The organism is Pantoea sp. GM_Pan_3, assembly GCF_026541045.1.
Lineage (GTDB): Bacteria > Pseudomonadota > Gammaproteobacteria > Enterobacterales > Enterobacteriaceae > Pantoea > Pantoea anthophila.
Window position 1 is genome coordinate 285,071 of the sequence record NZ_JALNVA010000003.1, and the last position, 25,750, is coordinate 310,820.

Consider the following 25,750-nt stretch of genomic DNA (forward strand, 5'->3'; position numbering starts at 1 on the left):
AAGGACGCTTGATAATGCGATTACACTTAGCCCTGATCAGCTCTGCCTTAATATTCTCCTCAGTTGCTGCGGCGCAAGCTTCAGACGTCATCACCCTTAAAAATAAACTTAAGCCCTGGCAACCAACGGAAGTCAGCCTAAAAGGAGATCAGCTAACTATTGTGATACCCGCCGCCAATGTTGATGATGAAACTTATAAAGTAATCACCTCTAGCGGGATATGCTCCCCCATTTGGACAAAAGACGTACCGGCTAATTACCTAAAAAATATCAAGGCAATCAACGTAATAAATAAATTTAAAGCCAGCGGATATTCTTTTGAAAATCCACTGTCGACCTGTAATGAAATGGGTAAATTGATGGATAAGCCCGCAGCAGCGCTGCTGCTTGGCAACACTCACGTCTTCATGGTCAGCAAGTAGCGCCCACAAAAAACCCCGCCAGTGCGGGGTTTTGTTTTATAGACCTATCAAATTAGTGCAGTAACGACGGCTGGGATTCATGTCCTGTGAAGATCGGAACACGATTAACCTGGCCCGGCGTTACAATAATCATCGCTAACGTTTCGTGCGTTTTGAAAGAACAGCTGCAATTGATATTTTGGCACTGGTGATAACGCTCTTTTGTTTCTTTTGAAATGTATCTGCTGCTTTTAGCGTGTGCGGCGGTCTGGCATAACGGACAATGCATCATCGGTGGCGTCTCCCTGTAAGCTCGTAGCTTTAATACTCTTAAATACCAAAATGAGCAACTAATTTTCACTTATTGTGAACCATCTTCGTCTGATTCTGCCTCATACTCCACATCTGAAAGCAGCACCTCAAACTCAAGCGCGGTTGTATATCCGCTGCCGCTCAGGCTGTGCGTCACTTTACTTATAATCCACGGCTGCGCATCGATCACCGACTTAAAGCCGCTCACCCTGACTGGCGTCTCCGGATACAGGTCGGCGCGCCCCATCGCGAGCGTGAGCGAGAACTCAGCGACGCCGCGCTGCAGCTTATCCCACTTTGCTTTTGCGGCCCGCATCGCTGCTGCTTTCGTCGCATACACGGTCGTCAGGGTAAAGATGTTGTCTTCTGTCCCCGCCAGATAATCACCCTCTTTGGCCTCCGGCGTTTTGGTCGCGGTCGTCTTTTTCTTTTTAGCCGCCGGGTGCTCCAGCGCGCGTAAATGCTTTTCTTTCGGCTTGCGCTTTACCTTAACTTTCTTGGGCTTAGGGTCTTTGGTATGCAGCCAGCTTGCCGAGACGCCAGTGTATGCGCCACGGTCGGCAATGCTGAAGCTGTGCCGGTCACCATCCTGCCGCGTGATCGTCATCTGCGGGATTGGCTTTCCGCTGGCGGTGACGCCGTTACCGGGCTTTATAAACAGAAGCCGCCCGGCCTTCACAGCTGCAACCGCGCCGTACAGGGTGGCAAGCCGCGTCAGAAATTTAGCGTCAGTCTCCTGCGTCTGGTCGATGTGAGCCACGGCAATTCCGGCGAATCCATCGGCCAGCATGGGCTTTAGGTTATTGCGCCCGGCTATCTGCGTCACAATGTCGCCCAGGGTAGTGTCGTGATAGGACACCTCCCGGCGGGAATTGAGCGAGCCACGAAAATCTGCACTGCGGGCGCGGATTGTCATGGTATCCGGCGCACCGTGGTGCTCAACCTCATCAACGGTGAAATTGCCTTTCCCGAAAAGCGTCTGTCCTTTCCAGCCGAGAAACAGCGTTATCACTGCGCCGCGTACCGGCATCGCCAGCTGCCCGTCGGCGTCGTCCAGCTCAATATCCAGCTGGTCAGCTTCAAAGCCGCGGTTATCGGTCAGCGTCATCGAGATAAGGCGATCCCGGATGTTGGTTGTGACGTCATTAGAATTAACCTTCAGCATGAAATCCGGCGTCATCTGCGCCCCGGCCTGCACCGGCAGGCTGCTTATCCCGATCATCCGAGCAGCCCCCCTGCAGTTGAAATCAGGCTACCGGCCGCCGACCTCACGCCGTCGATTGCTGACGTAAGTTGACCTGGCAGACTGGCGGAGCCGCTGATCAGCCCGTCAGCCTGCTTTTTCAGATCGCCAAACATCGAGGTGAGCGACTCATCAACGCGCTTCAGGCTCAGGGTAAACATGATTTTGCTGGCCGTTCCGTTGGGGTAAAACTCGCTGAAGGTGTTTGAAATACTCTCAATCACATACATGCCGTAAATCATGCCGCTGCCGCCAATCAGCGGCCACGCCATCCCCTCATCGGCCATCAGGCGGACGGTCATCAGCGACACCGAGCCGCCTGTGATTTCCGGGCGAAGCTCACCGGAAAGCGTGATTTTTTCATCACCCGGCCCGATAAACTGCGCCGACGGACGCTGCCCGAACCGGCTGTTAGTGGGCCAGCGGTAGTCGATATTCTGCTGCATATCCCCGTAAGGCAGGGTCTGCCGCATAAACGGCATCATGCCGTAAATCATCATCATCGGTTAATCCTCCCAGCCCATTTTACTGCGGTTCTGCGCCTGACGATTGCGCTGCTCTTTTGCCTGGTGCTGCGCCATCAGCGCCATTGCGTCGTCTTTGGTCATGCCCTCGTGCATGTTGATTTCATACTGATAGGTATTCTGGCTGCGGTCGGTGAATCCGCCCCCGGCTGACGGAGCTGAAACCGGGCGGTAAGGCGCGCCACCATAGGCGATGTTGTATTGCAGCCCGCCGGTATCTGCGCCCGCGCCGCCGGTTGCTACCGCATCGGGCGTCGGAACCTTGTCTTTCAGGCCATCGGATTTCGTGTCGATAATGCCGAGCTTATCCAGTACCCAATCTATGCCACCCATAAGCTGATCAAGCGCATGCCCCGGAATTTTCAGCGCCTCGGCCAGCATGTTGCCGAACTGCTTACCCATGTCTCCGGCGGCGGCAAGTTCAGCCTGCGTGGATTTGACCGGCTCCAGCAGTTTGCCGAACCAGTCCCAAAGCTCTTTGACCTTACCGCCTACCCACTCAAAAGCGGGCTTCAGCGAGCCGAAAGAATCACTGATCGGCCCCATCGCAGCTGTGAAGCCTTCGGCCATGCCTGCAATAAAGGCGCTGATGGGTTCCCAGTATTTACGAACCAGTAGCGCACCGGCCACGATTGCCGCCGCGACGGCCACTACCGGCAGAGTGATAGCACCGAGCGCCGCCGTTATCGCTCCGCCCGCGATGCTGAATGCCGTGCCGAGGAAGCCCGCCCCGGCAATCAGGGTATTCACGCCCGCAATCACCGGCCAGGCTACCAGCCCGATAGCGCCCAGCGCCCCGGCTAACATCAGCCCGCCCATTACCACCTTAGCAATACCGCCCGCCAGCTCAGGATTAGCTTTAATCCAGCCATCAACCTTAAGCAGCAGCGCCGCTGTATCCTGGGTGAGTGTTCGCAGAGCGCCATCGTTCTGATCAAAAAGGTCGGTGCCGATAGCCTCATACGCAGACTGCAGCTCTTTCAGATCGCCGCCGAGGTTATCCTGCATGACCTGAACCAGCTCGGCCGTTTTACCATCAGAGGCTTTAAACTCGGCGGTCAGCTGGTCGAGCTTGCCGGTTGAGGCAGCAGTCATCAGCAGGGCGGCTGATGAGCTGGCCTCCTCGCCGAAGATGGTTTTCATGTACTCAGCGCGCTGGCCCGTTCCCAGCTTGTGACGGTCAAAACTGGCCTGCATTTCTTTCAGGATGGTGAAGATCGGCCGGGTATTTCCTTTGCCGTCTGCGGTTTTAATCCCCAGCTCTTTGATAGCCTTGAATGATTCGCCGGTAGGAGCCTGCAGCCTGCTCAGCACAGCGCGGCTTCCCGTACCGGCCATCGAGCCTGTGATTTTTCCGTCATGCAGAGCGCCGATCATTGCTGCCGCCTGCTCGATACTGACGCCTGCATTTTTCGCCACCGGGGCGACGTAGGTCAGCGCATCACTCAGCCCGTCAAAATCAGAGGCCGTTTTATTCAGCGTCATCGACAACACGTCGCCGATGTGTGCCACCTTATCGTTTGAAAGCTGGAAGGCTGACTTCATCCCCATCAGCAGCCCGGCGTTTTCTTCCATCGTGCGCTTGTTTGCCAGCGCCATGTTGAGCGTAACCGGCGTAACGGCCTGAACGGCAGCTGCATCACCGCCACCTTTGGCGATAACGATCTGTGCACCTGCCGCATCATCGGCAGAGGCGGCCGTTGTATCACCCAGCTGCCGCGCCTGCGCACGCAGTGCGGTCATCTCCTTTGAATCTTTCGCCACGCCGAGCACGGCCTGCAGCTCGGAGTTCTTCTGTGCGAAATCAAAGCCCGGCATTAGCAGCGAGGTTGCCGCCATGCCGCCGACCGTTGCAGCCCCGATACCGGCCGCACCCATATTGCGCACCTTGCCCGACAGCTCCTGGCCTTTCCGGTAGCGCTCACTTGTCTGGTTCAGTCGTTCCTGCTGTGCATTCAGCCGCTGAAGTTCCATTTTCTGACGGCTCAGGCTGACGGTTGCCTGCGCTGATGCGGTTCGCAGGCGCTGCTGCTCGCTGCTCAGGCTTTTGGTGGAAATCCCCGCCGTGTTAAGCGCCTCGCGCTGCTGCTGCACCGACAGGCGCAGGCTGTTGGTTTTCGTCTGCAGCTCTGCCGCCGCCTGCCGGGCCTTTTCCAGTGCGCGGGCCTGCTGAGTAGTTGGCCGCTCCGTGTTTTTAAACTGCACGGCCAGCGCTGCTGCCTCCTGCTTCGCGTCTTTGAGGCTCTGCTGCGTGACGGCCAGCTGCGCGCTGGCCTTACGGAAGCCGTCAATTTTCCCGGCTTGCGCGTCCAGCTCCTTAATCGTTGATTGTGTCTGGCGAATGTCAGACGACAGATTTTTAGCGGCAGTCTGAACGGCTTTGAAGGGGCGCGAGGCTTTGTCTACCGCATTTAGCAGCACCTGCACCTTGAGGTTATTGCTCATCCGGGTTCGCTCCGCTGCGGATAAAGGCTTTATGCCGCCAGTCGATCAGCTCGGCCAGCGGCATGTCGTACATCTCGGAGGGTTGCCAGTGGAATATCGTGGCAATGTCGGCCATCAGGTCGTTAACCGTCAGGCCGCGAGGCCAGTCTATTCGTCCGACTTCGACTGCAAAAAACCGATCACCTTTCCGCCCAGCGTAATCAGGTCAACCGGATCGAGGGCGTTACATTCAGCCTTTGTCAGCGCTGGCAGGGTAATGCGCGGCAGCACGGTCAGCAGCGCGTCAACATCCGACTGGCACAGATCGGCCAGGCGTACGCCGCGCAGGCTTCCGGCGGTCGGCTTAATCAGCTCCACGCTTTTGATTTCGGTTTCGCCGCGCAGCAGCGGGGTTTCAAACTCAACAACGTTTTCTTTCTTTTCCATGATTGTTCTCTGTTCACTGTAGTCAGGTAACGCCAGCGGCGGGCGCTGGCGTCAGGGTTTATACCAGGCCGAGGTTTTTACGGCGCTGCTCAAGGCGGTCAGTGCCGTTAACCTTCTCCACCATGTTGATGGTGTCGATTTCGATCAGCTCCTTGCCGTTGAAGGTCAGCTTGTAATAGGTGTTTTTACTGGTGATTTTGGTTTCCGAGTCTTCACCCTGCTTGGCCTCGCCAAAGTCGAAAGACTGATGCTTACCGCGCACCTCAATCTCTACCGCGATTTCCTCGCCGGTATCGTCGCGCTGGTAAGAGCCGGTAAAGCGCAGGGGAATGTCGGAGGCTCCCCACTGCGTGAGTACCAGCTCATCAATGCCGCCGATACTCCATTCCATATCAAGCGCATCATCTTCCAGACCGTTATCTATGAAGGCCGCGCCGCTCATGCCGCCCGCGCGGAACGGGTCGAGCTTGCGCGCCAGCTTCGGCAGCGTGACGGCGGTGACGACACCCTGATAGCTGTTGGCGTTATTAAAAAGGTTCATGCCCTTCAGTTTGCGTGGCAGTGCCATTTATCCGGCTCCTCAGCTGTTTACGGATGCGGCGAAGTTCGCCAGATATTTGTCGGAAATGCGCTGGCGCAGCGTTAAATCTTCCAGCGGCGGAACCGGCGTATAGTCGTAGTCAATAAAGAGCTTGCCCGCTTTCAGGGTGTCTTTATCGTTGGCGCTTTCGTCATACCAGGCGGAAGCACCCAGCAGATAACCGTCATTTACCAGCTCGCGGAATTTCGCGTTAATGCCCGCGATAATCTCGCGCACCAGAACCGGCGTCAGCGGCTTGTCAACCGCCCACATGTGCGCTTCAGCCATCGTGTCAGCCAGTACCTGCGCCGTGCGCGTGTAGTTCTCAAACTGGAACAGCGGGTCATCGCTGCAGGTACGGTTGCCCCAGAAGCGGAAACCGTCTTTACGGATAAGCGTCGTAACGTCGGCCTCATTGAGCAGGTCCGCATCGGTGCCGGTCTGCTGCAGATCCCAGAACACTGAAGCGGAAATGCCTGTCACGCCGTTGACGCCGACGTTGGATAGGGTTTTATGCCAGCCGGTGTCGTTGTCGATTTTCGCGCGCAGGCCCAGCGCGCGGGCGGTTGCAAAGGCGGTACCGGATTTGCTGGTCGCGGTGTTCCAGGTGAGAAAGTCCGGCCAGATAACCATCAGCTCGCGCTGGCTGAAGTTCTGGCGATACAGACGGGCTTCGGAAATGGTTTTACATCCCCATGCCGAGACATAGGCAAAGGCGCGCAGCTGCTGCGCGATGCTGGCAAGTGCTGTCGCCACTTCCAGTGAATCCAGCCCCGGCACGCCCAGAATGCGCGGCTTCACGTCGAGCTGGGTCTGCGCAGCGAGCAGTGCTTTCATACCGGTATACTGCCCGTTTTCATCTGTGCCACCGATGATATTGGACGTGGTTTCGGCTTCGTCAGCACCTTCAGCCACGCGCACGACGATGGTTACAGGCCTTGACTGGTCAGCTATGGCCTGCAGCGCAGCCGCAAGCGTGCCTTTTTTGCCAGCCTTACCGACAGCGCCTTGTACATTGGTGATAAGTACCGGCGTATTGAGCGGAAAGGTTGCTGTATCCGCATCCTGCGCGGTGCAGACCATACCGATGACTGCGGTTGATACTGTTGTGATGGTTCGCGTGCCGTCGTTGACTTCGACGACGCGGACACCATGATGATAATCAGACATCTGATGCACTCCGTTTTGAAGGTGTGCTCAGATTGCCTTTTATGCAAAACCATAGCATTTATTTTGATTTTGCTGACAGATGACCAGACAACGTTTAAGCTATCCCCCCCTAAATAAAAAGCAACTTTTAAAAGGCAATGTATGCAGTCAAGAAAGAACATAAGACCAATATGGTACTTTGTTGTATTATCAATAATTCTTTTGGCCTTGGTGTTATTTTATATTAAAGCTCATGCCAAATTATCTTCAGGGAAAATGGCCGCATACGGTACGCTTGGCGATTACTTTGGTGGAATCAGCAATCCAATATTAGCATTTATCACTTTCACAGCAGTCCTTTTTACTGTTTATTTGCAGCTAAAACAATCCCATGAGTCTCAAAAGCTTAACTTTGAAGGGACTTTCTTTAATATGCTTACATTATTCGTAACCACCAGGAGTAAGTTAAAATATAAGGAGTTTGAAGGAGAGGAGTGCTTTGAAAAAATTATTGAGGATAAGTTTTTAACGAATAAAAAATTTAGTAACTCCTCGCCTCTTATCGAATCAACTAAAAGGGATTTCACAGCAAAAGATTATTCAACCGAAAGTGCCAAAAAAAAATACACAAACTTCAATAAAACACACAATCAATACTTAGGGCATTACTTCCGAACTTTATACAGGGTGCTGAAGATTATTGATGGTTCCAATCTCGACATAAGAGATAAGATTTCTTATTCAAGAATATTGAGAGCACAGTTGTCAACCGATGAACTATCATTACTTTTCCTTAATGGTTTGAAAGATGTTTGCGATCAAGGGAATTTTCAAAAATTAATTTATCGGTACTCTATGTTAGAACATCTTTCAGTTGGAGATTCCCAACATCCGCCTTTAGATATCGATCAAGACAACTACATGGATGTTAAATTTTTTATAGGTGAGAAAATTTTAGTTGAGGGATTCGATATAAAATCATATCTTTTGAGAGATGGCGCACACTACAGAAATACCAAACCACTAGGGGCATTTGGTAAGAACCCCTCCCCACTTTTAAAAAAAATATCAGACTACTCCATGAAATAAAAATCATATTTTCTTTTAAATGATCAAGACCGCCTTAATTTCAATTATATGCAAGGCGGCTTGATAAATTTATGGTGTCAGGTGTATACCAAAAATTTAAGAAGGCTTTTCTGGCCATATAATATTCATTTCAGGCGCGTTAATAGCCTGTAGAATGTTTATGTATTTCATCCACGCTATTAGCGAAGCCTTATCCTCATCGGTTATCATGTTAAGTTGGAGTTGCGTCTGCCATGCCTGCGTTATGCTGTTAGCTTCACCGATTCTCGCTATTTTTTCTCTTTCTATCTCAAGTATAGCTGTGGCGCGCTGGGCCTCAGCATCCGTCACCCACTTGTCACCGTCCCACTTATCAAATACCGTTGCCGGTGCAAGCGTCGTCGTCCCGACAGGATAATCCCCTAATCCGGTAACCAACTGTGCCGTACCGTCAGTAGTGGAATAAACCGTTTCCCCTCGGTGATCGGCAACATCCAGCCAGCTGCCATTACAATAAAGCGCTACGCGACCAGCTTTAGTTGCAGGCGGTGCAGTAAGGCAGGCGTTAGCAGGCAGGCCGACGCCCTGTACCAGAAACTCATCGCTGCAGCCGGTAAACTCTCCGCTTATCGCGTCGAAATTATAAATCGTCAATGTGCCGGCCGATTTGGCCTGGCCATTTTTATCAAGCATGACCTTAGCCATTATGCAGCCCTCACGATGAAGTTAAACGCGACGTTGCGCGGGCGAACCTTACGATACGTTGTTCCGGTTGAAGCTAATGTTGTCTGAGCCGTATAGACAGCATAGGTTGGGTGAGATTTTCCAGTTTCGAAATCCTCAATATCAATTCCGCTGTAACCCGTGAATCCGCCCAGCGTAATGGCAACCCCCGTTGCTTCCTGTGAAGAAAGCAATGCTCTGCCACTGTCAACGCCGCGCCCGTCATCCCAGCCACGGATAAACTCAGCACGAAGATCGGCCAGTTTTAATCCCGGATAAGCCTGCGCCAGCTTTGGATACAACGTGCCGCTAAATGTCGCCCCGTTACTTTTCAGAAAGACCATGCCAGCCATCGTAGGAAACAGCTCGTTTGGCATTTTCGCGTGCGGCCAGGGGAAAGGCGATCCAATAACGGGCGTGCCTTCGCCTAAACCGAGGTTTTTGAGAACGTCTGCAATCAGCCCGGCGTCTTTGATTTCAGCAAGAGCATTTGCGATCTGCAGGTACTGGCTGTGTGGGTTTTTAGCATCGGTGTGCGTTCTCATTACGCTGTCAGCGTAGGCTTTCACCTCGATCACAGCATCATCAACATACTTTCGCGTTGCCAGCACCACTGACGGATCAATTTTCAGCGTGACGGCGGTTGTGCTATTCACGATTAAAATCATGCGCACGGTCTGCGTCCGGCCGCTGCCTTCGGCCAGCTGAGGCTTGTAAGTCTCCGGGCAGTTAGCAACAGCAATCAGCACGCCGTCGGCGTCGTACAGGCCAATTTCGCGGATCCAGAAACCGCCCTCACTTTCGGGAATAATCTGCTCCGCAATAATCTGGCTGCTGTTGGCCGCGTCAACGGTCAGCGAATTAAGCTGCGCGCGGCGCTTCTCGCCGATGAGCTTTGTCTGTGCGGCATCAGGCGTCGGCAGCGTGCCGCCACCGTCCCCGACACCCATCGAGGTGATATCCACTTTCGTGCCGAGCGCGGCGGCGTTCGCCAGCTTAGCCGCGCCCTGATTGGTCAGCAGGGCAAAATATTTTGTCGTCATGCGCTCACTTCCGTCAGGTCAATAAGATGCATCGCCACGCCGGAATAACCCGGCCCGCCGACGCTGATAAGTTCAGGTGTGTAAGGATAAATGGTCAGCTCGTCGCCGCTGTAGCTGGCAACGGCAACCGGCAGCGCGCCGTTTATGTCCAGATTAATAGACAGGCCGATAAGGTGACGGCTGCAGGGCTTCGCATCGGCTATCAGGCGTTCCAGCTCGTTATACATTTCCTCCGTAATGCCGGTATCCAGCACGCCTACATCAAGCCGGAACGTGCCTGGCGCTTCGTTGGTTTTCCACCACTCAATGATTCTGATGAGATAGCCCAGCGGCTCAACGACGCGGCGGATAGCGCCTATCGTTCCCTTGTGCCGGTGCACGTACTGCGAGGCAGCAACAACGGCGCGCTTTGTCGATTCCGGCCAGGCTGAATCCCAGCGGTCAACTGACCACGCCCACGCCAGATAAGGCAGAAGCGCCACCGGGCAGGTTTGCGGGTTCCATAACTGGCGCAGCGGCACGCTCATAGCTCCGGGGCTTGCCAGCGCCTCAGCGGCGGCAACCTCAAGCGCTGACGAGCCGGTCGGCAGCAGGCGGTCACTCATCCGAGCCTCCCACGGTCAGCGTGTAGCCCGTGCAGTAAGCGGCCTGTGTTTTGTCGAGCACCACGTCAGCAGCAGGCTTGATAAGGTTAACGCGCTGCACGCCCTCAACGTGCATGGCGGCATACAGCGCAGACAGGCGAATGTCACGGCCGAGACGCTTCTGCGCGCTGATATAGGCGGCGAGCTTTGCCTCAGCTGCGGCGCGGATTGGCTCAGCCTCCGGCCCCGGATAGAGGTACAGCTCAGCCTCGATTTCGTATTCAACAATCTTCGCTGACTGCACGCTCACCCGGTCGGCAACCGGGCGCTTGTCCTCATCATTGAGCGCAGCGTTAACCACGGCCAGCAGATCGTCTGTCGCTGCGCCGTTGCCCTCACGTGCGAGCACCGTCACAGTGACAACGGCGGGTGACGGGCTGATAGCTGACGCATCGGCTACCCGGCCGTCGGCGCTTCTGGCGTGATACTCATACGCGCCGGTCGGCCCGGCCACGCTCATTCCCTCAAAGGCTGAGGCGATGCGCAGCCGGAAATCGTCGTTACTTTCCATAACGGCAGCGGTCGGGGGGATGGTCGTATCGTCGGCCGGGGTAACGGTCAGGCGGGTTACGCCATTGTTCGCGCCGAGCTGGTCAAGGTCGCTGTCCAGTGCATAGGCAACCATGACGGCCTTTGCTGCCTCGTTAATGCGCTGGCGCAAGATCAGCTCTCGATAGGCATTCTCCTGCAACAGCTTAACGATGGGTTCTGATTCAAGCGTCAGCGTGCGGGCGACGGCCTCCTGCTGATCAGCCGGGTAAAGGGAAATCAGTGTCGCCTTGCGCTCGGCCAGCAGGGTTTCATAGTCCAGCAACTCCACCACATCGGGCGCGGGCAGCTGGCTCAGGTCGATAGTTGCCATAGTCTCAGCTCACGGGAACGGTTAAGGAAAAAGGCTGCGCGCTGTCGGTGCGGTTGCCGGACAGCTCAACCACCATTGCGCCGTTGATATCCGACCCAAAGCTGATGGCGGTCAGTTTTACGCGCGGCTCCCATTTCAGGATCGCCAGATAGCAGGCCGACATAATCTGCAGGCGCAGCGCCTCGTTTTGCGGCTGGTCAATCAGCGCGGATAAAAGCGAACCATACTGGCGGCGCATCACCCTGGAGCCGAGCGGGGTCAGCAGAATGTCTCGCACCGATTGCCGGATATGATCAAGGTCGGTCAGCGCGCCGCCGGTTTCCCGATTCATGCCGGTATATTTTGCGGTCGTCATACTGGTGCCCCCGTCTTGCCGCCGCTGTCGCCCGGGTGGATATGCGAATGCAGCACCTTGCCGTTTGAGGAAAGGTTGCCGCCGGTATGCGTCACGTCGCCTTTCATCGTGCCGCCCTTAGTGACTTCCAGCTGCGCAGTTTTAAGCAGCGTTGTGCATTCCACTTCCGGCGAGTCGAACAGGATTTTTACCGCCGCTTTGATGGTTGCGGTCTGTATGCCGGTTGCAGTCAGCGCGCCGTTTTCCGGCTCGTACTCGATCACCGCGCCGTCGGGAAATGACCAGTGCAGCGCATCGGCCGAGGCTGACGGAGCCGGGTTGTCATCGGAGAAAATACCCGGCAGCACAAAGCCGGTATCGAGTTCGCCGCCGAGGCACAGAATAAGCACCTGCTCACCCACTGACGGCGCATTCCAGGAGCGGGTTTTACCCGCGCGGGCGCTCAGCCAGTGCAGCCAGCCGGTTGTGTTTTTTCCCGTATCGACACGGCACAGGCCGCCGTCGAGATTGACGGCCGACACGGTTCCGATGCGGATCAGGTTGCGCAGCAGGCGCTGAATTTCTGCGAGTTGTTCGTTCATCTAAGAATCATTGATTATCTAAAGAATACTTGCTAGAAAGTCTCGTTTGCCTACATATCAACGAACATGATCTTAAGGGATTGCCATAAAATGCCTGCGCATTCACAACAAACAACGATGAAATTCATATTGGACTTAAATCATCTAAAAGCGGGAGATATAATTCTTGAGCATTGCTACCACCCTAACAGCATTCAAATAAGTAAAATTCTTAAAAGTCACTATTCGCACGCCATGATATTTACGGGTGATAAACTTTTGGAGGCTACTCCAGATAGAGGGGTCTTTAGCAGAATACCTAATAGGTTCGCATTCATAAATAGAGACGACGTAAAAGTAATGAGATTGATAGAACCATTATCAGATGAACTTATCGATGCTATAGGTTTTTATGCTTCGACTACTGTTGGCTCAGGCTACAATAAGACTCAAGCAATAAAATCCGTATTACCAGAAAAACCATCGCCGGAAATATTTAAGGGGCAGTTCTGTTCCAGGCTAGTAGCCCAGAGCTATTCCCATGTGGGAATTGCCCTAGTTGACAATATCAATTATTGCACGCCGGGCGATTTAGAAAGATCTCCACTTCTACATTCTGTTGAAAGTGCGATTAAAATAGCTACTCCTCATGAAATAAAACATGCTCTTGAACCTAGCATTCATGATGAACATGCATTACAGACTAAGCAGTGGGTTGATGATGCAAAAAAAATACTTGCTGAACATGAAAAGTACCCAGAAAGTATAAATGATATATTTCAGTGCGTGTATGATTTAAATAATCGCAGAGTTGAAATGCTAATATTTAACTCTATAAAAAGAAGCGGTTATTACGATTTCTACCTTAGAGATAAGGATATAAACCATTATAGATATAACGAAACTCTGTTTTCGAAAAGAGTCTTAACATCAGTGAGAGATATTGAATTTGAAATAAAAAAAGAAGCTGGAATCATTAAAAATCACTCACTAAGCTTAAAGAACAGCAAAAAAAACCTTAGATATTCTAATAACATTTTAACTAAAAGCGAAGTGCAATTACATAAAGATGTTTTAAACATTTCACTAGTTAGGCTTATGGTTATTTATGGACATTGCATGAAAATAAATTTTAATTCGCATGCACTCAAGGCCTCTGAAATGATGAAAAAGATCAGGAAAGCCTTGTCCTAAATGAAATCACATGCAAGTGAAAGTTTTAGAGCTTGCATGTGATCTTTTGATTACAGAGCCGAGTCGAGAGACACTTTAAAACCAGCCTCTCTTAGTTCTCTCGCCAGCCTCATTTTCCAACCCTCACCATCATCTATTTTTTCATATGTTACGCCAATAACATCTGAAGGTAATTCTACATCGCCTTTTACAAGAACCATTGTTTTATCCCTGCCTAAAAGAGCGGTGAAGTAACCTAACTCCAGTAAAACATTTTGCCGTGCACGATGCCGTTTATGTTCTTCCTTACCAACAGGGTAGCCGTAATCGTCAGGAGTTATCAATATAACAGCAAAACCAGCGCGCTTTGCAAATTCTTGGAACTTCTCAATTATAGTCATCCCTTTATTAATTTGCTCTTGAAGTATTACAGGCTCCACACCTAGCTTTTCTAGGAATCTTGCTACACTATATTTCGCCCCCTCATCATGACCGTGAACTAAGAACACAGAGTTATTATTAGGTAGTTCTTCCTTCATAGCTGCCTGATCAAACTTCTCAGCAAAAAATATTCCACTAGTCCCTATTTCAGACTCCCAGCGACCTGATAAATTATTTTCAGCATTTAAGTTACAGATAACTCGAACACGGCCAAGGTTGATGTGAGGGTCTCGTTTCCCAGGAGTGAGCTGAAGGTTTAGACCATTATCTATACTACCTCCTATTATATATTGGTATTGACCCAAATTACGCTCACTGATTTGAGCTTCACCGCTGACCCTATCGCCCTCAACATTAAGCGTAAATGCTATACCCCCTTGGTTTGTACCTTTGATCTCTCCAGTCCAGTAACCCGCATATAAGCTTTTTTTCATTGCCCTCACCTAAAATTCATGTCTGTTTGGCTTTTAATTATGGAGTGAATTGATAATAAAATCCTCAATATTTTTCATATCGCTTTCTGAAATACCTAACAAATTACGCGATTCATAACGCACTTCTTTTCCTTTCTGAGATGGCCGGTCGCGCAGCCCGTAATGATGCACGCGGGCCATGCGCTGCACGTTACCCGCAAACTCGATCACGGCTTCATTCGGGCTGGCCTGCATCTTAATGTATTTAGCCGTGCGCAGCTTTGCGAACATCTCGCGCTTTATCCGACCCTTTTTGCTCCGCACCGGCTGCGTTTTGCGGGGCTTAAACGGCGTGCCGTCAGGTGCCTGCTGGCGTTTGATGTTCTGCTGCTGACTCGCGCGCAGCTTACGGCCAATGCTGCGCGCCATTTCTTTACGTGCCGGGGCTGACAGACTGCTGATCAGCGCCTCCAGACGCTCATTTACAAGCTGCAGCCCGCTCATGTCTGCCACTCGCTGACCAGCTCGCCGTGAACATAAAGCTGCACCGGCCGCGCGTCATCCTCCGGCAGCGGATTCTCGCCGACGTGCGTCACGTGCAGCCCGTCGTCGGCCCGCTTCACGATCACGCGCTCGCTCAGCTGCAGCTCAATGCTGATATCGCTGGCCGTATCGCTGATCACATCCGCCTCAAAGGTAAAGCCCGTGCGGCGCTTTTCCTCGGTTGCCATAATGTCGGGTTCATTCGTGCGCAGCCATGCCAGCAGCGGCACGATCAGCAGGTCGATGTTACCGGCGTAGTCGGTAATGACCATGTTAAGCCGGTACTGGTATTCAAATGACAGTGAGCTGGCAAGCGTCGAGACGATGCGCCCGCTGTCGATAAACACGTTCAGTGCGTCAGGGTTTCGCTGCAGCTCCGGCACGCTGTCGGTCAGTGCCTGCCGCAGTTGTTGAGGTTTCAGCATCGTGTTGTTCCTGGCAGTCTTTGATGATTTCGACCTGCAGCCCGCAGGCGGTGAGCGCGGCCTCAAGCTGGCGATTGTCCGCCGCCAGATCGCCCGCCGTTTTAAGGCTGTTTCCCGGCACCGGGCAGCTTGTCACGCGCGGACACCCAGTCCAGATAATCTCTGGCGCTGGCGAAGGCCGGACGGGCGTGCAGCCGGATAACATCGTCAGGCAGAGCAGCAGCAGACCAGTCACGCAGTATCGGATTTGCATCAGTTTCTCTCTGTATGGTCATTTCACGGTTAAGCGCGGCTGTGCTGGCGCGCCCCTGCATCAGCCGAAGCTCGGCCTCGCGCTTCTGGCTGGCCCTCGCGTCGGCATCCAGCCTGGCTATCGCTTTGTCGCGGCTCTCGATACCGGCCGACAGCGTACCGATAATGCGCTGCGCACTGGTCAGGTCGTCTTTTGCGACTTTCCACTGCCAGCCGGTCACGCCCAGCGCCAGCAGCGCCACGGCCAGCAAAGCGGCAATCAGGCGCGTCATGACACACCCCGCAGGCAGTAGGCTGTCTCCGCAGTGCGGCGGTTCTCCAGCCCGCGATTTCTCACGCCCTTAACGAACACCCAGCGCCGCAGCTCATTACAGGCATCAAGCCAGTGCTGCAGCCTGATATAACGGGCAAAGGTCGAGCTGCAGGCCGCGCGCACGCCGACATTAAAGGCAAAAGAAACGGTCGCGTCATAAACCCGCTGCGGCATTTCCACTGCCATACAGGCATCGATCCCGCGCTCGACGCGCATCACGTCATACACCAGATTAACCGCCGCCTGCCGCTCGCTGACCTGGCTTTGCGGCGTCACGCCTTCGGTGTGACCAATGCCGTTCGTCCAGACTCCGGCGCTGCACTGATAGGGCGAGGTGCGGCACCCCTCAGCGTTGGCGATAAGCGCAAGCCCGGCCTCGGACGTTTTCAGGGTTTTAAACTGTGGCAGCAGCGCAGCAATCGCCAGCACGGCCACCACGGCGCAGCGTTTAACGGTCTGGCTCAAGGTTCACCCCCCGCAGGCGCTGCAGCTCATAGGTTTTGCGGCGGTAGTGCCAGTTGATAAAGAACGTCGCCACGTTAGTAATGAGCGTGATAACGGCCACGCCCGAACCGACCATAAAGGCGATATCCTGCGGCGTATGACGGCCGAGCCACATCAGGATGAGGCCAACCAGGTAGTTGATCGCAGAGCTGATTTTTTCCATTTTTAGTTCCACAGGTTAACGGTTTCGCCTGCTGATGATCCCGGCAGCTCAGGCAGCGTCATCTCGCAGCCGTGCGGCAGCACCGGCCCGCTTTCGGCCAGGCCCGGATTAGCCGCGTAAACCAGCCCGACAGCCTCGCCGGTTCGCCCGTAATAGCGCTGACAGATTTCGTCAACGGTATCGCCCTGCTGTGCGTAAACGATCATCAGAGCAGATCCACAATGCAGCCGGGCTTACCGGCGATGCGGCTGATACTGAATCGCGCATCGCGCCAGTACTCGTCGGCGCTGGCCTCGATTTCGCCCGCCTTTTTTGTGCCGCTGGCGTCATAGCCGCGATAGCGCTCAGCGATGGTGGCGGCGGTCAGCGCGCCGACGGCGGCGAGGTAGGCCGTAACCTTTTCGCTATCGCCGTCCAGCGATTCCGCAGGCACATCGGCCAGCGTCTTAAAGCCCGCCGCCATCTGCGCGGCGCGCCAGTCGTACAGCTCGGCGTTTACTTCTGAAATCGCCGTTTTCACGGCCAGGCGCAGGCGCTGCGCCGTGACCGTTCCCTCATAGCGCAGCGAATCGCGCAGCTGCTGCAGGTCAACGTCAGGCCAGAAAAACGTATTCTTTACCGGCGGCTCGGCAGCGTCTGCCGGTCGCGGGGCGGGGATAACAACCGTGTTATTCATAATCGGCCTTTGAAATAGGTGGGCGGTGGAGGACGGCGCAGACACTGAAAGTGCGTTGCCGTCCTGCCGCCCGTGCGCGGGGTCGCGTTCGGTCAGCGGCGGGCGATGGCTTCTTTTTTCATCGCCGTTCCCAGCCGCTCAATGTCTTTTTTGACGCCGCAGCCGTCGTGCAGCTGATGCGCTCGTGCAAGATGGGTCATCGCCTCCGAAGCCCTGCCCGCATCGCGAAGCACATACCCGGTTATCTTGTGCAGCTTGGCGCGCACCTGGTCGGGCATGTCTTCGGATTCCGTCATCGCAATGGTTGCCAGCAGCGGGTCAACATCGACCGGCGCTTTTGCCGTCCAGGCGCGCGTTGCCGCGCTGGCGACTTCCTCGGCCAGCAGATACGGCAGGCTGGCGCGCTTAAAGCCGTCAGGCGACACAAGGCCATGCGTCAGCGCGTACCGGGCAATCTCCAGCGCGCCGGGCACGTCGCCCGCATCGAGCCGCCAGATCATGACGGTCATCAGTACGGCATCCTGTGCGCCTTTGCCTTTCTCCAGCACGCCGGACACCCACGGCAGGTACTCAGGCAGCAGCTGACGCTTCATTTCCGCCTTGCGCTCGTTAGAGTGCACTTTCTTCAGGCGGCGCTTGTCGTCGTTCAGCTTGATGAGCATCTGCTCATAGCCGCTGGCGTGGCGCAGCGGGTTGTCGGCGTTCTGCGAGGCTTCGATAGCCTGCTGGCGCATGCGGTGACGTCGGGCAGGACTTAACATGCGTTACGCCTCCGTTTTATCGGTGCCGTCAGCACTGCCGCTTTCTGCCGCTGCTTCCTGCGTGGTGACAGCAGGTGCCGCGTACTCGCCGACTTCGATGTTTTCAACCAGGCAACCGGCCGCGTAATCCTCGATCACGTAGTCCTCGTTGATGGACTCATAGTTTTCGATGCGGTCGCGCTTCGGCACTTCGTCAATCAGGCGGCGGTGCGTGCCTTCCTGCCAGTAAATCGACAGGTTATCGGTGCGGGTGATAAACATGGCGTCGGCCGGGAAGTACGGCACGCGCACCGCTGGCAGACCGCCGATGCGTTTCTGACTGATAATCACGTCAGCGGCCAGCTGCTCGGTATTGGCCTGCGACTGGTTGACGATCGGGAAATATTTATCAGCCAGCAGCTGACGGCCCACAATGACAACCAGCTCCGGGTCTTCCTGATACCACGGCTCAATCAGGGTGTTGGTGGCATCCATCACCAGCGCGTCGAGGCTGGCATAGTCGCCGTTTTTGCCGACGCGGATTTTTTCAGAGATAACGGTGCCGTCTTCCTCGGTGATTTTGCTCATCACGCGCGCCGGGGCGTCGTTGCGGTACTTCTGCAGCCAGCCTACGGCCACGTCCTGCAGCATCGGGAATTTGGCGCGGTTCGAGGTTTTGGCACGGGTCACGCCGTTGAAGCCGATCATGATGCGGTCAAGTGCCTGGCGCTTCACGATGGCGTCACGCAGACGGGCCTGAAAATCTTCATAGCGCGCCCACAGGTCGAGGGTGTTATAGCGGATGTGGAAATCGTAGTTGACCTGCACACACTCATAACCCTGCTTATCCAGCGCGGCGAAATCAGCGGTTTCGCGCTCGTCGCCGCCTGCCGTGTCGGTCACGCTGGCAATCGAACCGGATACGCCGATCCCGATTTTCTCGCCCTTCATTTCGGACACCGGCACGATGTTGATGCGGGTCAGGAAATCGGAAGACTCCTGCACGCGGTTCATCAGCGTCTGAGTGACCGTCGGCTCAACGGTAAATTTCTTGTTCATGTCGTCGGTTTCGACGCCGTTCAGCTCGGCGAGGCGGGTTATAAACTGGTTAAACTTAAAGCGGGTATTCTTACGCATTGGCGTTCCTGTTTATCTCTGTGTTGGGTTTTAACGTTCAGGCAACGCCTGATTAGCAGTCGGTCTGCGCGCCGGACTTCGGATCGCTGCCGGTTGCCGCCGGGCGACGATTAAAGCTGCCGTCGGTCTGTGAAAGCTGGCCCTGCAGCGCAGCAAAAGCAGCGCGATCTTCCCCGGCCTGCTGCTCGATAGCCTCCAGGCGTGCGGTGACGGACTGCTCCAGCGCCGACAGCTCCTGCGTCTGGCTCTCCGCGTTCAGCTGCACCTGCTCAGCGACGGCCGTTACCGCCGCGCTGACGTCGGCGAACTGCTCGCCATCGGTTTTCTTTTTGGCAGAGAACATCGCCGAGATGCGCGCCAGCAGGGACGGTGACGGCTCCGCTGCTTCTTCAAACTCGATCACGGTTTCTTCAGCGGCGGTAAAGAGGTTGCCTTTATCCAGCTTGCGGGACGCCAGCGGATTAACTTTGGCCGTGGCGCTGAAGCTCAGAATTTCCGTGCCGAGGCTTGCCGGGTCGTCGGTGACGGCCAGGCCGACCAGATACGCCTCGCCCGTGTCGGCGAACTCAGGGTTAACTTCAATCGAGGTGTAGATTTTCTGGCGCGCTTTGGTCAGCTCGACCAGCTCAGGCGTTGGATCAATCCAGCCGAACAGCGCCAGCTTGCCTTTGAGCGGGCCGTCGCCGATTTCTTCAGCCTCGACGGCGGTCACGTCACCAAAGCGGCGGAAAGTGCTGTCAGCGGCATAGCCCCGGATGTGTTCCATATTGATACGTGCGCCGTACATTTCCGGGCTGTAGTTTTTCGCCATCTGCGAAATCCAGTCGCGGGAAATGACGCGGCCGTCAGTGGTTGCGCCTTCAACTGCGATACGAAAACGCTTTGCTTTGATTGCTGCCATTAATCAGGCTCCGGTCAGGTGTTGGGTCGGTTCGGGGCCAGTTTCCCCGTCGCTACACAATCCCTCAACGAATGCCAGCCCGCTGATGCATCAGCAAACAGGCACAGCAGGCGCGCCATTTTCGGCACCGGTAGCCTTGCCGGTATGAAAACGACACCGACAACCATCATCAGCGATCCGCGCCGTCAGGCCGCGCTGCTTTACTGGCAGGGTTACTCCGTGCGCCAGATTGCGGAGACGCTCGGACAGAAAACGCCAACCGTGCAGAGCTGGAAACTGCGCGACGCGTGGGACGACGTTGCGCCCATCAGTCGTGTGGAATCCAGCATGGAAGCCCGGCTGATTCAGCTCATCATGAAAGAGGTAAAGGGGAATGGTGATTACAAAGAGATAGACGCGCTCGGACGTCAGATTGAGCGCCTTGCCCGCGTTGAGCGCTACCGCAGCAGCGGCAACGAGGCCGACTTAAACCCCAACGTGCGCAACCGCAACAAAGGCGAGCGCCAACCGGTTGTTAAAAATGAGTTCAGCGAGGAACAGGTAGACAAGCTGAGCGGCGTGTTTCTGGATAACTGCTTTGAGTATCAGCTCAACTGGCACCGAGCCGGGCTGACTCACCGCATCCGTAATATCCTGAAGTCGCGCCAGATTGGCGCAACGTTCTACTTTGCCCGTGAGGCGCTGATCGATGCGCTGACCACCGGGCGCAACCAGATTTTTCTTTCGGCCAGCAAGGCGCAGGCGCATGTCTTTAAAAACTATATTCTCGACTTCGCCCGACTGGCTGACGTTGACCTGAAAGGCGATCCCATCGTGCTGCCGAACGGCGCGCGCCTGATATTCCTCGGCACCAACGTGCGTACCGCGCAGAGCTACACCGGCAACCTCTATCTGGATGAGTATTTCTGGATCCCGAAATTCCAGGAGCTGCGCAAAGTCGCCAGCGGCATGTCGCTGCACAAGAAGTGGCGCACGACCTACTTTTCCACGCCGTCGGCCCTGTCGCACAGCGCCTATCCGTTCTGGTCGGGCGAGCTGTTTAACAAGGGGCGACGCAGCAAAGATGATCGCATCGAGATAGACCTTTCGCATTCTCACCTGGCAAAAGGCGCGCTGTGCGGAGACGGGCAGTGGCGGCAGATTGTCACGGTCGAGGATGCACTGACCGGCGGCTGCAACCTGTTCGACATTGACCAGCTGCAGCTTGAGTACAGCCCGGCGGAATATCAGAACCTGCTGATGTGTGAGTTTGTCGACGACGAGGCAAGCGTGTTCCCGTTCGCCGAGCTGCAGAGCTGCATGATCGACAGCCTGGAAGAGTGGGAAGACTTTAACCCCTATCTGCCGCGCCCGTTTGCTTACCGGCCAGTCTGGATCGGTTATGACCCGTCGCATACCGGCGACAGCGCAGGCTGTGCGGTTATCGCGCCGCCGCTCGTTGCGGGCGGTAAATTCCGCGTGCTGGAGCGTCACCAGTGGCGGGGCATGGACTTTGCCGCGCAGGCAAAATCAATTGAGGACTTAACGAAAAAATACACTGTGGAATATATCGGCGTGGATGCAACCGGCATCGGCCAGGGCGTTTTCCAGCTGGTACGCCAGTTTTACCCGGCCGCGCGGGAAATCAAATACTCGCCGGAAGTGAAAACCGCAATGGTGCTGAAAGCGAAGGACACCATCAGCAGCGGGCGGCTTGAGTATGACGCCGGGGCGACGGACATCACGCAGTCTTTTATGGCTATCCGCAAAACCATGACGGCAAGCGGCAACCGCTCAACCTATGAGGCGAGCCGCAGCGAAGAGGCCAGCCACGCCGACGTCGCTTGGGCCATCATGCACGCACTGTTAAACGAACCGCTTACCGCAGCCAGCGGCGGCGCTAACCCCTCAATTCTGGAATTTTACTGATGAGCAAACGCAGAGGCCGCAAGGCTCACACCGCCACCGCGCAGTCGGTACAGGCAACCGCACCGCAGCAGCACGCCGAGGCGTTTACCTTTGGCGACCCCACGCCGGTTATGGATAAGCGCGACATTCTGGATTATGCAGAGTGCATCGGTAACGGGCGCTGGTTTGAGCCGCCGGTCAGTTTTAGCGGGCTGGCTAAAAGCCTGCGCTCGGCCGTGCATCACAGCTCGCCGATTTACGTAAAGCGCAACATTCTGGCATCAACCTTTATCCCGCACCCGATGATGAGCCAGCAGGAGTTCAGCAAGTTTGCGCTGGATTATCTGGTCTTTGGCAATGCTTTTGCCGAGCTGCGCCGTAATGGCCTGGGTAAGCCGCTGCGCCTTGAAACCACCCCGGCCAAATTCACCCGCAGGGGCGTGAAGGATGGCGTTTATTGGTTTGTGAATGACTGGAAAGAGCCGCACGAATTTTCGGCCGGCAGCGTGTTTCACCTGCTGGAGCCGGATATTAATCAGGAGCTTTACGGCCTGCCGGAATACCTCAGCGCGCTTAACTCAGCCTGGCTGAATGAGGCGGCAACGCTGTTCCGCCGCAAGTATTACCAGAACGGCGCACACGCCGGTTACATCCTGTATATGACCGACGCGGCGCAGAGCAGCAGCGACGTTGACCGGATGCGCCAGGCGATGCGTGACACGAAAGGCCTCGGTAACTTCCGCAACCTGTTCATGTACGCGCCGAACGGTAAGCCGGACGGGATCAAAATTCTGCCGCTGAGTGAAGTTGCGACGAAAGACGATTTCTTTAACATCAAGAAAGCCAGCCGCGACGACCTGTTAAGCGCACACCGCGTACCGCCGCAGATGATGGGAATTATCCCGGACAACTCCGGCGGATTTGGTGATGCGGTGAAAGCGGCGCAGGTCTTTGTACGTAACGAACTGACACCCCTGCAGGAACGCTTGAAAGAAATTAACTACTGGATTGGTGAAGAAGTTATTAAATTCCGACCGTATGAACTTGCCATCACTTCTGAATAACTGAAAAACGGCTCCTATGGAGCCGTTTTTCATTACCACCATTTCTTCTTGTTATCTAAATACAGTCTGCAATCCGGTATAACGATAGTTGCCTTGCTCCAACTCTTCCTAAAATTACGATCAAAGCTCCTAGCTAAATTAACTACTGGCCCAGCTATAGGAGTTCTGTATCGTTTTGAAAACTTTTCATACCCGCCATGGCTAACTTCTTGCCCAGACTGGTCATAATAAGAGCTTGATTCAACGTAGAGTTTGTATTCACCAAAATGATACGGGGTAAGCTTTAGACCTTCAGACCAGTAATATACGCGTCCATAGTACGCAGCATGACACCACTTCTCCCAAGCGTTTGGGCTAAATTTGTCTTCAGTTAATCGGCTGCTGTAAAGTGCAATCCATAACACGTTGACCTTTAACCGCGTATATTCTTCTGTTCTTCTAACGATTTCATTAACGGTAAGCTTGCTTCGCTGAATTTCAATAGCTACTGGAGAACCATCTATCACCGCATATACGTCTGCGATTGCAGTCCCCAAATCATGCTCCAGTTGCACATCAGAAACGTTCTCACATTTTAACAAGGCGTTGTAAATTTCAAGTTTACAACGCATGTGCTCAATTGACTCACCTTCACTTCGTCTGCATTTATGAGGCGGCTTATGTGCGAAGTGGTGAATTTTTATCTGGCCTTTTTTTAGTACAAGCTCAACCCCGCAAGTGATACATGCAAACGGTGCATGCTCACGTACAGAAGTTATTGCAAACACCTTTTCACTATCAGATACCCTTTTCCCACACAGCATCTCAACCTCCTTTTAGAAGCACTGGCACGACCATTTTTCAACCAAAAAACTATACATCGCCGCAATCAAAAAGCCCACATCCTAATTGGCTCGCCAGGCGCATTAAGGTGCATTTTGAGGGGGTTTTCCATTTCGCACTCTCGCACTCGCTGCCATGGCTTACGACCGCCTCCATGCGGCTGGCGCATCCTCCGCATACATGTTTGCACCCCTCGCGCGCAATGCTATCCCCGCCACGCCTGCCCGCTTTATGCAGCGATTTTAATGCAATTGCATGAACAAAAAAAACGGGGCCAGCACTGGCCCCGTCGTATGTTTTTAGCCATGTTTTAAACATGCAAATGCATGCACCTTATGCATGCATAGCGCCTCGCTATGAGCTACCTTTGATTCTTCCCAAGAAGCTTTTAGCCTTTTTCTGCTTCGCTTCGGTTTCTTTGAAGGCTGTGTATGTGTCTAAGTCAAAGAATGAAACGCTTTCAATTTCAGCTTTAGGGACTACTACTCTAAAGTCTGAAAGCTCAAGCTCTGAAGCGCCTTTTAAAATACCTGAATTTTCATAGTGCTCATGATAATTAGTCGTAACATTAATAGTTAGGTCATCTTTATCGCGATATCCGCTTAAGAGCGGAAGCATCTCTAAATAATCAAAGGTTCCATGTTCAAAAGCCGGGCAATATACAAAACCAACATAGAATTTTCGTGATTGCAGAGTTGTGATGATAGCTTGCTGTGTTGCAGAGGCCTCCATCAACATATTCTCAAGTGCGTTGTCCCCAACAGCTTTTACTAAAGCGTCGATTCTTCTGTTGGATTCTTTGTACCACAGTTTTTTAAGACTACCGACGACATAAGCCATTGATAACGAGATTATCCCGCATAAAGCAAACTTTAAGTCTCGAAAGCGACTTGCTTCTTCATTACTCAAAGGAAAGACGCGTTCAATCGCATTCCCACTGAGGCCGGAAAGGTTCAGCAAAGAATTGACTGACCAGCGCAGGAAACCTGTGATACTGAGCAGTGAACATAATCCCCAAGATAACGTAACGAACAACGTCCCCCATGCTGCCACAAAAAAATAAGCGTCCCACCCAGTAGAACGCTTAAATTGATAGCGGTCAGACAAAGACCTGTTTACATATACGTATCCACTGATCAAAATTACTACCAGTAGGATCGTGTTCATCTAGTTACACATTTTCCAGTAATCGTTTGAAAACCTTCAAGTTTTGTAATCTGTTTCTCAATCTCTTCTTTGACTTCCTGATTATCTAAATCCATGTTGATAAAGCCATCCTTGCTGATATTGAAGCGATTCTTATTCTTTTTCAGCACCTTAGAAAGGCGCTCTTGGGGGTTTCGACCTGACAAGCTTTGTTTGAAAGCCAATGACAGCGACATGATTTCCTCCTCCATCAAGATGGCGCAAGATTATACTCACCTCTACCTGCGCCTACAACCGATACCGTTATGACACGTTATCGGCTCTGTGGTTGCATTTTTTACTTAAATTAAGCTCAAAGAACTGTTTTTGACAAGAAGCAAAATGTCTTTTTAAGACCTAAGATAGGTCATTAAAACTTCGTTTTTGAGAAGTAGCTTGCTTATCAAATGCAGTTGATAGACCCCGGATGTTAAACATCATTCATTTTGTTTATGGCTACATCCTCAACGTAAATCTGGGCGACCAAAAAACAAATAGGCCTTTGATTTAAAATTAAAAAAACCATCAAGTCGAGTCACTACTAAGCCTCCGTTTTACTTATCAAGCGGCACAGCTGAAAAGACGACCGAAAACTGCTGATTGGCCATTGAGGTGTTACGCGCTATTTCTGCGATGAGATTTAGGGCGATCACCCTGTCCTGGTCCCTGCAGATCCCCTCAGAAGTAAGCCGCGCAATCAATTCTACCCGCTCAAGCATCACTCGCTCTTTTAAACCGTTATCCATGTGCCCTCCCCAATAAAACACTGTCTATTT

General features: G+C 53.7%; 35 protein-coding genes. 5 read left to right on the plus strand and 30 right to left on the minus strand.

Annotated features, from left to right (window positions below):
* Window positions 1-14 precede the first annotated feature (14 nt).
* Window positions 15-422 carry a hypothetical protein gene (locus OXR04_RS11770; protein ID WP_267369963.1) on the plus strand — a complete coding sequence of 136 codons (408 nt, stop codon included), beginning with the start codon at window positions 15-17 and terminating at the stop codon, window positions 420-422.
* Between the two features lie 52 nt (window positions 423-474).
* Here OXR04_RS11770 and OXR04_RS11775 read toward each other — a convergent pair whose 3' ends face one another.
* The 8 genes from OXR04_RS11775 to OXR04_RS11810 all read right to left on the minus strand — a co-directional run bounded on the left by OXR04_RS11775 (window position 475) and on the right by OXR04_RS11810 (window position 7,101).
* On the minus strand, window positions 475-693 hold the full coding sequence (locus OXR04_RS11775) for an ogr/Delta-like zinc finger family protein (RefSeq protein WP_010678536.1): 219 nt from the start codon (window positions 691-693) through the stop codon (window positions 475-477).
* Window positions 694-762: 69 nt separating this feature from the next.
* On the minus strand, window positions 763-1,935 hold the full coding sequence (locus OXR04_RS11780) for a phage late control D family protein (RefSeq protein WP_267369961.1): 1,173 nt from the start codon (window positions 1,933-1,935) through the stop codon (window positions 763-765).
* A complete protein-coding gene (locus tag OXR04_RS11785; protein ID WP_089414085.1) occupies window positions 1,932-2,459 on the minus strand; it encodes a phage tail protein in 528 nt (175 codons plus the stop codon). Before OXR04_RS11785 ends, OXR04_RS11780 begins: the two co-directional genes overlap by 4 nt.
* A gap of 3 nt (window positions 2,460-2,462) precedes the next feature.
* Entirely contained in the window at window positions 2,463-4,925 is a 2,463-nt protein-coding gene (locus OXR04_RS11790; protein WP_267369960.1) for a phage tail tape measure protein, read from the minus strand.
* Window positions 4,915-5,040: a GpE family phage tail protein gene (locus OXR04_RS11795; protein ID WP_128086079.1), complete on the minus strand. Its 126-nt coding sequence runs from the start codon at window positions 5,038-5,040 to the stop codon at window positions 4,915-4,917. Before OXR04_RS11795 ends, OXR04_RS11790 begins: the two co-directional genes overlap by 11 nt.
* 32 nt (window positions 5,041-5,072) lie before the next feature.
* Entirely contained in the window at window positions 5,073-5,351 is a 279-nt protein-coding gene (locus OXR04_RS11800; protein WP_267369959.1) for a phage tail assembly protein, read from the minus strand.
* Window positions 5,352-5,409: 58 nt separating this feature from the next.
* A complete protein-coding gene (locus OXR04_RS11805; RefSeq protein WP_128086081.1) occupies window positions 5,410-5,919 on the minus strand; it encodes a phage major tail tube protein in 510 nt (169 codons plus the stop codon).
* A gap of 12 nt (window positions 5,920-5,931) precedes the next feature.
* On the minus strand, window positions 5,932-7,101 hold the full coding sequence (locus tag OXR04_RS11810) for a phage tail sheath protein (protein WP_267369956.1): 1,170 nt from the start codon (window positions 7,099-7,101) through the stop codon (window positions 5,932-5,934).
* A 141-nt stretch (window positions 7,102-7,242) separates the two neighbouring features.
* On the opposite strand from OXR04_RS11810, the gene OXR04_RS11815 reads away from it, so the two are divergent.
* Complete coding sequence (locus tag OXR04_RS11815) at window positions 7,243-8,169, plus strand: putative phage abortive infection protein (RefSeq protein WP_267369954.1); 927 nt, start codon at window positions 7,243-7,245, stop codon at window positions 8,167-8,169.
* A gap of 96 nt (window positions 8,170-8,265) precedes the next feature.
* Here OXR04_RS11815 and OXR04_RS11820 read toward each other — a convergent pair whose 3' ends face one another.
* The 6 genes from OXR04_RS11820 to OXR04_RS11845 are packed head-to-tail and all read right to left on the minus strand — an operon-like array spanning window position 8,266 to window position 12,356.
* Complete coding sequence (locus tag OXR04_RS11820; RefSeq protein ID WP_267369953.1) at window positions 8,266-8,853, minus strand: tail fiber assembly protein; 588 nt, start codon at window positions 8,851-8,853, stop codon at window positions 8,266-8,268.
* Entirely contained in the window at window positions 8,853-9,914 is a 1,062-nt protein-coding gene (locus OXR04_RS11825; protein ID WP_267369952.1) for a phage tail protein, read from the minus strand. Before OXR04_RS11825 ends, OXR04_RS11820 begins: the two co-directional genes overlap by 1 nt.
* A complete protein-coding gene (locus OXR04_RS11830) occupies window positions 9,911-10,519 on the minus strand; it encodes a phage tail protein I (RefSeq protein ID WP_267369951.1) in 609 nt (202 codons plus the stop codon). Before OXR04_RS11830 ends, OXR04_RS11825 begins: the two co-directional genes overlap by 4 nt.
* Entirely contained in the window at window positions 10,512-11,420 is a 909-nt protein-coding gene (locus OXR04_RS11835) for a baseplate assembly protein (protein WP_267369949.1), read from the minus strand. The genes OXR04_RS11830 and OXR04_RS11835 overlap by 8 nt, the downstream gene beginning before the upstream one ends.
* A 4-nt stretch (window positions 11,421-11,424) precedes the next feature.
* Complete coding sequence (locus OXR04_RS11840) at window positions 11,425-11,775, minus strand: GPW/gp25 family protein (protein WP_267369948.1); 351 nt, start codon at window positions 11,773-11,775, stop codon at window positions 11,425-11,427.
* Window positions 11,772-12,356, minus strand: coding sequence for a phage baseplate assembly protein V (locus OXR04_RS11845; protein ID WP_267369947.1), 585 nt, complete (start codon window positions 12,354-12,356; stop codon window positions 11,772-11,774). Before OXR04_RS11845 ends, OXR04_RS11840 begins: the two co-directional genes overlap by 4 nt.
* A gap of 90 nt (window positions 12,357-12,446) precedes the next feature.
* Here OXR04_RS11845 and OXR04_RS11850 point away from each other — a divergent pair, with 90 nt between their 5' ends.
* The gene (locus OXR04_RS11850) at window positions 12,447-13,529 is read left to right on the plus strand and encodes a YiiX/YebB-like N1pC/P60 family cysteine hydrolase (protein WP_267369946.1); all 1,083 of its coding nucleotides are present in this window, start codon (window positions 12,447-12,449) and stop codon (window positions 13,527-13,529) included.
* Between the two features lie 50 nt (window positions 13,530-13,579).
* Here OXR04_RS11850 and OXR04_RS11855 read toward each other — a convergent pair whose 3' ends face one another.
* The 12 genes from OXR04_RS11855 to OXR04_RS11910 all read right to left on the minus strand — a co-directional run bounded on the left by OXR04_RS11855 (window position 13,580) and on the right by OXR04_RS11910 (window position 20,016).
* The gene (locus tag OXR04_RS11855) at window positions 13,580-14,383 is read right to left on the minus strand and encodes a nucleotide-binding protein (RefSeq protein ID WP_267369944.1); all 804 of its coding nucleotides are present in this window, start codon (window positions 14,381-14,383) and stop codon (window positions 13,580-13,582) included.
* Between the two features lie 33 nt (window positions 14,384-14,416).
* Window positions 14,417-14,866 (minus strand): phage virion morphogenesis protein, encoded by a 450-nt coding sequence (locus tag OXR04_RS11860; protein ID WP_267369942.1) that lies wholly within the window; start codon window positions 14,864-14,866, stop codon window positions 14,417-14,419.
* Window positions 14,863-15,330 (minus strand): phage tail protein, encoded by a 468-nt coding sequence (locus tag OXR04_RS11865; RefSeq protein ID WP_267369940.1) that lies wholly within the window; start codon window positions 15,328-15,330, stop codon window positions 14,863-14,865. Before OXR04_RS11865 ends, OXR04_RS11860 begins: the two co-directional genes overlap by 4 nt.
* Complete coding sequence (gene lysC / locus OXR04_RS11870) at window positions 15,263-15,535, minus strand: Rz1-like lysis system protein LysC (RefSeq protein WP_267369939.1); 273 nt, start codon at window positions 15,533-15,535, stop codon at window positions 15,263-15,265. The genes OXR04_RS11865 and lysC overlap by 68 nt, the downstream gene beginning before the upstream one ends.
* The gene (lysB, locus tag OXR04_RS11875) at window positions 15,432-15,854 is read right to left on the minus strand and encodes an Rz-like lysis system protein LysB (protein ID WP_267369937.1); all 423 of its coding nucleotides are present in this window, start codon (window positions 15,852-15,854) and stop codon (window positions 15,432-15,434) included. Before lysB ends, lysC begins: the two co-directional genes overlap by 104 nt.
* On the minus strand, window positions 15,851-16,360 hold the full coding sequence (locus tag OXR04_RS11880) for a lysozyme (protein WP_150053514.1): 510 nt from the start codon (window positions 16,358-16,360) through the stop codon (window positions 15,851-15,853). Before OXR04_RS11880 ends, lysB begins: the two co-directional genes overlap by 4 nt.
* Complete coding sequence (locus OXR04_RS11885) at window positions 16,344-16,562, minus strand: HP1 family phage holin (protein WP_267369935.1); 219 nt, start codon at window positions 16,560-16,562, stop codon at window positions 16,344-16,346. Before OXR04_RS11885 ends, OXR04_RS11880 begins: the two co-directional genes overlap by 17 nt.
* Window positions 16,563-16,564: 2 nt before the next feature.
* The gene (locus OXR04_RS11890; protein ID WP_267369933.1) at window positions 16,565-16,768 is read right to left on the minus strand and encodes a tail protein X; all 204 of its coding nucleotides are present in this window, start codon (window positions 16,766-16,768) and stop codon (window positions 16,565-16,567) included.
* Entirely contained in the window at window positions 16,768-17,238 is a 471-nt protein-coding gene (locus tag OXR04_RS11895; protein WP_267369932.1) for a head completion/stabilization protein, read from the minus strand. Before OXR04_RS11895 ends, OXR04_RS11890 begins: the two co-directional genes overlap by 1 nt.
* Before the next feature lie 92 nt (window positions 17,239-17,330).
* Window positions 17,331-17,999: a terminase endonuclease subunit gene (locus OXR04_RS11900; protein ID WP_267369931.1), complete on the minus strand. Its 669-nt coding sequence runs from the start codon at window positions 17,997-17,999 to the stop codon at window positions 17,331-17,333.
* Window positions 18,000-18,002: 3 nt separating this feature from the next.
* Window positions 18,003-19,115: a phage major capsid protein, P2 family gene (locus tag OXR04_RS11905; RefSeq protein WP_267369930.1), complete on the minus strand. Its 1,113-nt coding sequence runs from the start codon at window positions 19,113-19,115 to the stop codon at window positions 18,003-18,005.
* Between the two features lie 52 nt (window positions 19,116-19,167).
* Window positions 19,168-20,016 carry a GPO family capsid scaffolding protein gene (locus OXR04_RS11910; protein WP_267369928.1) on the minus strand — a complete coding sequence of 283 codons (849 nt, stop codon included), beginning with the start codon at window positions 20,014-20,016 and terminating at the stop codon, window positions 19,168-19,170.
* 144 nt (window positions 20,017-20,160) lie between these two features.
* Between OXR04_RS11910 and OXR04_RS11915 the strand changes: the two genes are divergently transcribed.
* Window positions 20,161-21,924, plus strand: coding sequence for a terminase ATPase subunit family protein (locus tag OXR04_RS11915; protein ID WP_267369927.1), 1,764 nt, complete (start codon window positions 20,161-20,163; stop codon window positions 21,922-21,924).
* A complete protein-coding gene (locus tag OXR04_RS11920; RefSeq protein ID WP_267369925.1) occupies window positions 21,924-22,967 on the plus strand; it encodes a phage portal protein in 1,044 nt (347 codons plus the stop codon). Before OXR04_RS11915 ends, OXR04_RS11920 begins: the two co-directional genes overlap by 1 nt.
* Window positions 22,968-22,999: 32 nt before the next feature.
* On the opposite strand, the gene OXR04_RS11925 is transcribed toward OXR04_RS11920, so the two are convergent.
* The 4 genes from OXR04_RS11925 to OXR04_RS11940 form a co-directional block, all read right to left on the minus strand.
* Window positions 23,000-23,770, minus strand: a complete 771-nt coding sequence (locus tag OXR04_RS11925; protein WP_267369924.1) for a competence protein CoiA family protein — start codon at window positions 23,768-23,770, stop codon at window positions 23,000-23,002.
* Between the two features lie 373 nt (window positions 23,771-24,143).
* Window positions 24,144-24,956 (minus strand): hypothetical protein, encoded by an 813-nt coding sequence (locus tag OXR04_RS11930; RefSeq protein WP_267369922.1) that lies wholly within the window; start codon window positions 24,954-24,956, stop codon window positions 24,144-24,146.
* Window positions 24,953-25,171 carry a multidrug ABC transporter ATPase gene (locus tag OXR04_RS11935; protein ID WP_267369921.1) on the minus strand — a complete coding sequence of 73 codons (219 nt, stop codon included), beginning with the start codon at window positions 25,169-25,171 and terminating at the stop codon, window positions 24,953-24,955. The genes OXR04_RS11930 and OXR04_RS11935 overlap by 4 nt, the downstream gene beginning before the upstream one ends.
* A 357-nt stretch (window positions 25,172-25,528) precedes the next feature.
* The gene (locus OXR04_RS11940) at window positions 25,529-25,720 is read right to left on the minus strand and encodes a hypothetical protein (protein WP_267369920.1); all 192 of its coding nucleotides are present in this window, start codon (window positions 25,718-25,720) and stop codon (window positions 25,529-25,531) included.
* Between the last annotated feature and the right edge of the window lie 30 nt (window positions 25,721-25,750).

Coding starts and splice junctions, on each gene's coding strand:
- OXR04_RS11800 (WP_267369959.1), bottom strand. CDS start 5,351: ATGGAAAAGAAAGAAAACGTTGTTGAGTTTGAAACCCCGCTGCTGCGC.
- OXR04_RS11925 (WP_267369924.1), bottom strand. CDS start 23,770: ATGCTGTGTGGGAAAAGGGTATCTGATAGTGAAAAGGTGTTTGCAATA.
- OXR04_RS11825 (WP_267369952.1), bottom strand. CDS start 9,914: ATGACGACAAAATATTTTGCCCTGCTGACCAATCAGGGCGCGGCTAAG.
- OXR04_RS11860 (WP_267369942.1), bottom strand. CDS start 14,866: ATGAGCGGGCTGCAGCTTGTAAATGAGCGTCTGGAGGCGCTGATCAGC.
- OXR04_RS11795 (WP_128086079.1), bottom strand. CDS start 5,040: ATGGCCGACATTGCCACGATATTCCACTGGCAACCCTCCGAGATGTAC.
- OXR04_RS11900 (WP_267369931.1), bottom strand. CDS start 17,999: ATGTTAAGTCCTGCCCGACGTCACCGCATGCGCCAGCAGGCTATCGAA.
- OXR04_RS11820 (WP_267369953.1), bottom strand. CDS start 8,853: ATGGCTAAGGTCATGCTTGATAAAAATGGCCAGGCCAAATCGGCCGGC.
- OXR04_RS11905 (WP_267369930.1), bottom strand. CDS start 19,115: ATGCGTAAGAATACCCGCTTTAAGTTTAACCAGTTTATAACCCGCCTC.
- OXR04_RS11840 (WP_267369948.1), bottom strand. CDS start 11,775: ATGACGACCGCAAAATATACCGGCATGAATCGGGAAACCGGCGGCGCG.
- OXR04_RS11885 (WP_267369935.1), bottom strand. CDS start 16,562: ATGGAAAAAATCAGCTCTGCGATCAACTACCTGGTTGGCCTCATCCTG.
- OXR04_RS11815 (WP_267369954.1), top strand. CDS start 7,243: ATGCAGTCAAGAAAGAACATAAGACCAATATGGTACTTTGTTGTATTA.
- lysB (WP_267369937.1), bottom strand. CDS start 15,854: ATGACGCGCCTGATTGCCGCTTTGCTGGCCGTGGCGCTGCTGGCGCTG.
- OXR04_RS11835 (WP_267369949.1), bottom strand. CDS start 11,420: ATGGCAACTATCGACCTGAGCCAGCTGCCCGCGCCCGATGTGGTGGAG.
- OXR04_RS11890 (WP_267369933.1), bottom strand. CDS start 16,768: ATGATCGTTTACGCACAGCAGGGCGATACCGTTGACGAAATCTGTCAG.
- OXR04_RS11830 (WP_267369951.1), bottom strand. CDS start 10,519: ATGAGTGACCGCCTGCTGCCGACCGGCTCGTCAGCGCTTGAGGTTGCC.
- OXR04_RS11785 (WP_089414085.1), bottom strand. CDS start 2,459: ATGATGATGATTTACGGCATGATGCCGTTTATGCGGCAGACCCTGCCT.
- OXR04_RS11935 (WP_267369921.1), bottom strand. CDS start 25,171: ATGTCGCTGTCATTGGCTTTCAAACAAAGCTTGTCAGGTCGAAACCCC.
- OXR04_RS11930 (WP_267369922.1), bottom strand. CDS start 24,956: ATGAACACGATCCTACTGGTAGTAATTTTGATCAGTGGATACGTATAT.
- OXR04_RS11805 (WP_128086081.1), bottom strand. CDS start 5,919: ATGGCACTGCCACGCAAACTGAAGGGCATGAACCTTTTTAATAACGCC.
- OXR04_RS11910 (WP_267369928.1), bottom strand. CDS start 20,016: ATGGCAGCAATCAAAGCAAAGCGTTTTCGTATCGCAGTTGAAGGCGCA.
- OXR04_RS11855 (WP_267369944.1), bottom strand. CDS start 14,383: ATGAAAAAAAGCTTATATGCGGGTTACTGGACTGGAGAGATCAAAGGT.
- OXR04_RS11895 (WP_267369932.1), bottom strand. CDS start 17,238: ATGAATAACACGGTTGTTATCCCCGCCCCGCGACCGGCAGACGCTGCC.
- OXR04_RS11790 (WP_267369960.1), bottom strand. CDS start 4,925: ATGAGCAATAACCTCAAGGTGCAGGTGCTGCTAAATGCGGTAGACAAA.
- OXR04_RS11940 (WP_267369920.1), bottom strand. CDS start 25,720: ATGGATAACGGTTTAAAAGAGCGAGTGATGCTTGAGCGGGTAGAATTG.
- OXR04_RS11865 (WP_267369940.1), bottom strand. CDS start 15,330: ATGCTGAAACCTCAACAACTGCGGCAGGCACTGACCGACAGCGTGCCG.
- OXR04_RS11775 (WP_010678536.1), bottom strand. CDS start 693: ATGATGCATTGTCCGTTATGCCAGACCGCCGCACACGCTAAAAGCAGC.
- OXR04_RS11780 (WP_267369961.1), bottom strand. CDS start 1,935: ATGATCGGGATAAGCAGCCTGCCGGTGCAGGCCGGGGCGCAGATGACG.
- OXR04_RS11920 (WP_267369925.1), top strand. CDS start 21,924: ATGAGCAAACGCAGAGGCCGCAAGGCTCACACCGCCACCGCGCAGTCG.
- OXR04_RS11850 (WP_267369946.1), top strand. CDS start 12,447: ATGCCTGCGCATTCACAACAAACAACGATGAAATTCATATTGGACTTA.
- OXR04_RS11810 (WP_267369956.1), bottom strand. CDS start 7,101: ATGTCTGATTATCATCATGGTGTCCGCGTCGTCGAAGTCAACGACGGC.
- OXR04_RS11915 (WP_267369927.1), top strand. CDS start 20,161: ATGAAAACGACACCGACAACCATCATCAGCGATCCGCGCCGTCAGGCC.
- OXR04_RS11845 (WP_267369947.1), bottom strand. CDS start 12,356: ATGAACGAACAACTCGCAGAAATTCAGCGCCTGCTGCGCAACCTGATC.
- OXR04_RS11770 (WP_267369963.1), top strand. CDS start 15: ATGCGATTACACTTAGCCCTGATCAGCTCTGCCTTAATATTCTCCTCA.
- lysC (WP_267369939.1), bottom strand. CDS start 15,535: ATGTTATCCGGCTGCACGCCCGTCCGGCCTTCGCCAGCGCCAGAGATT.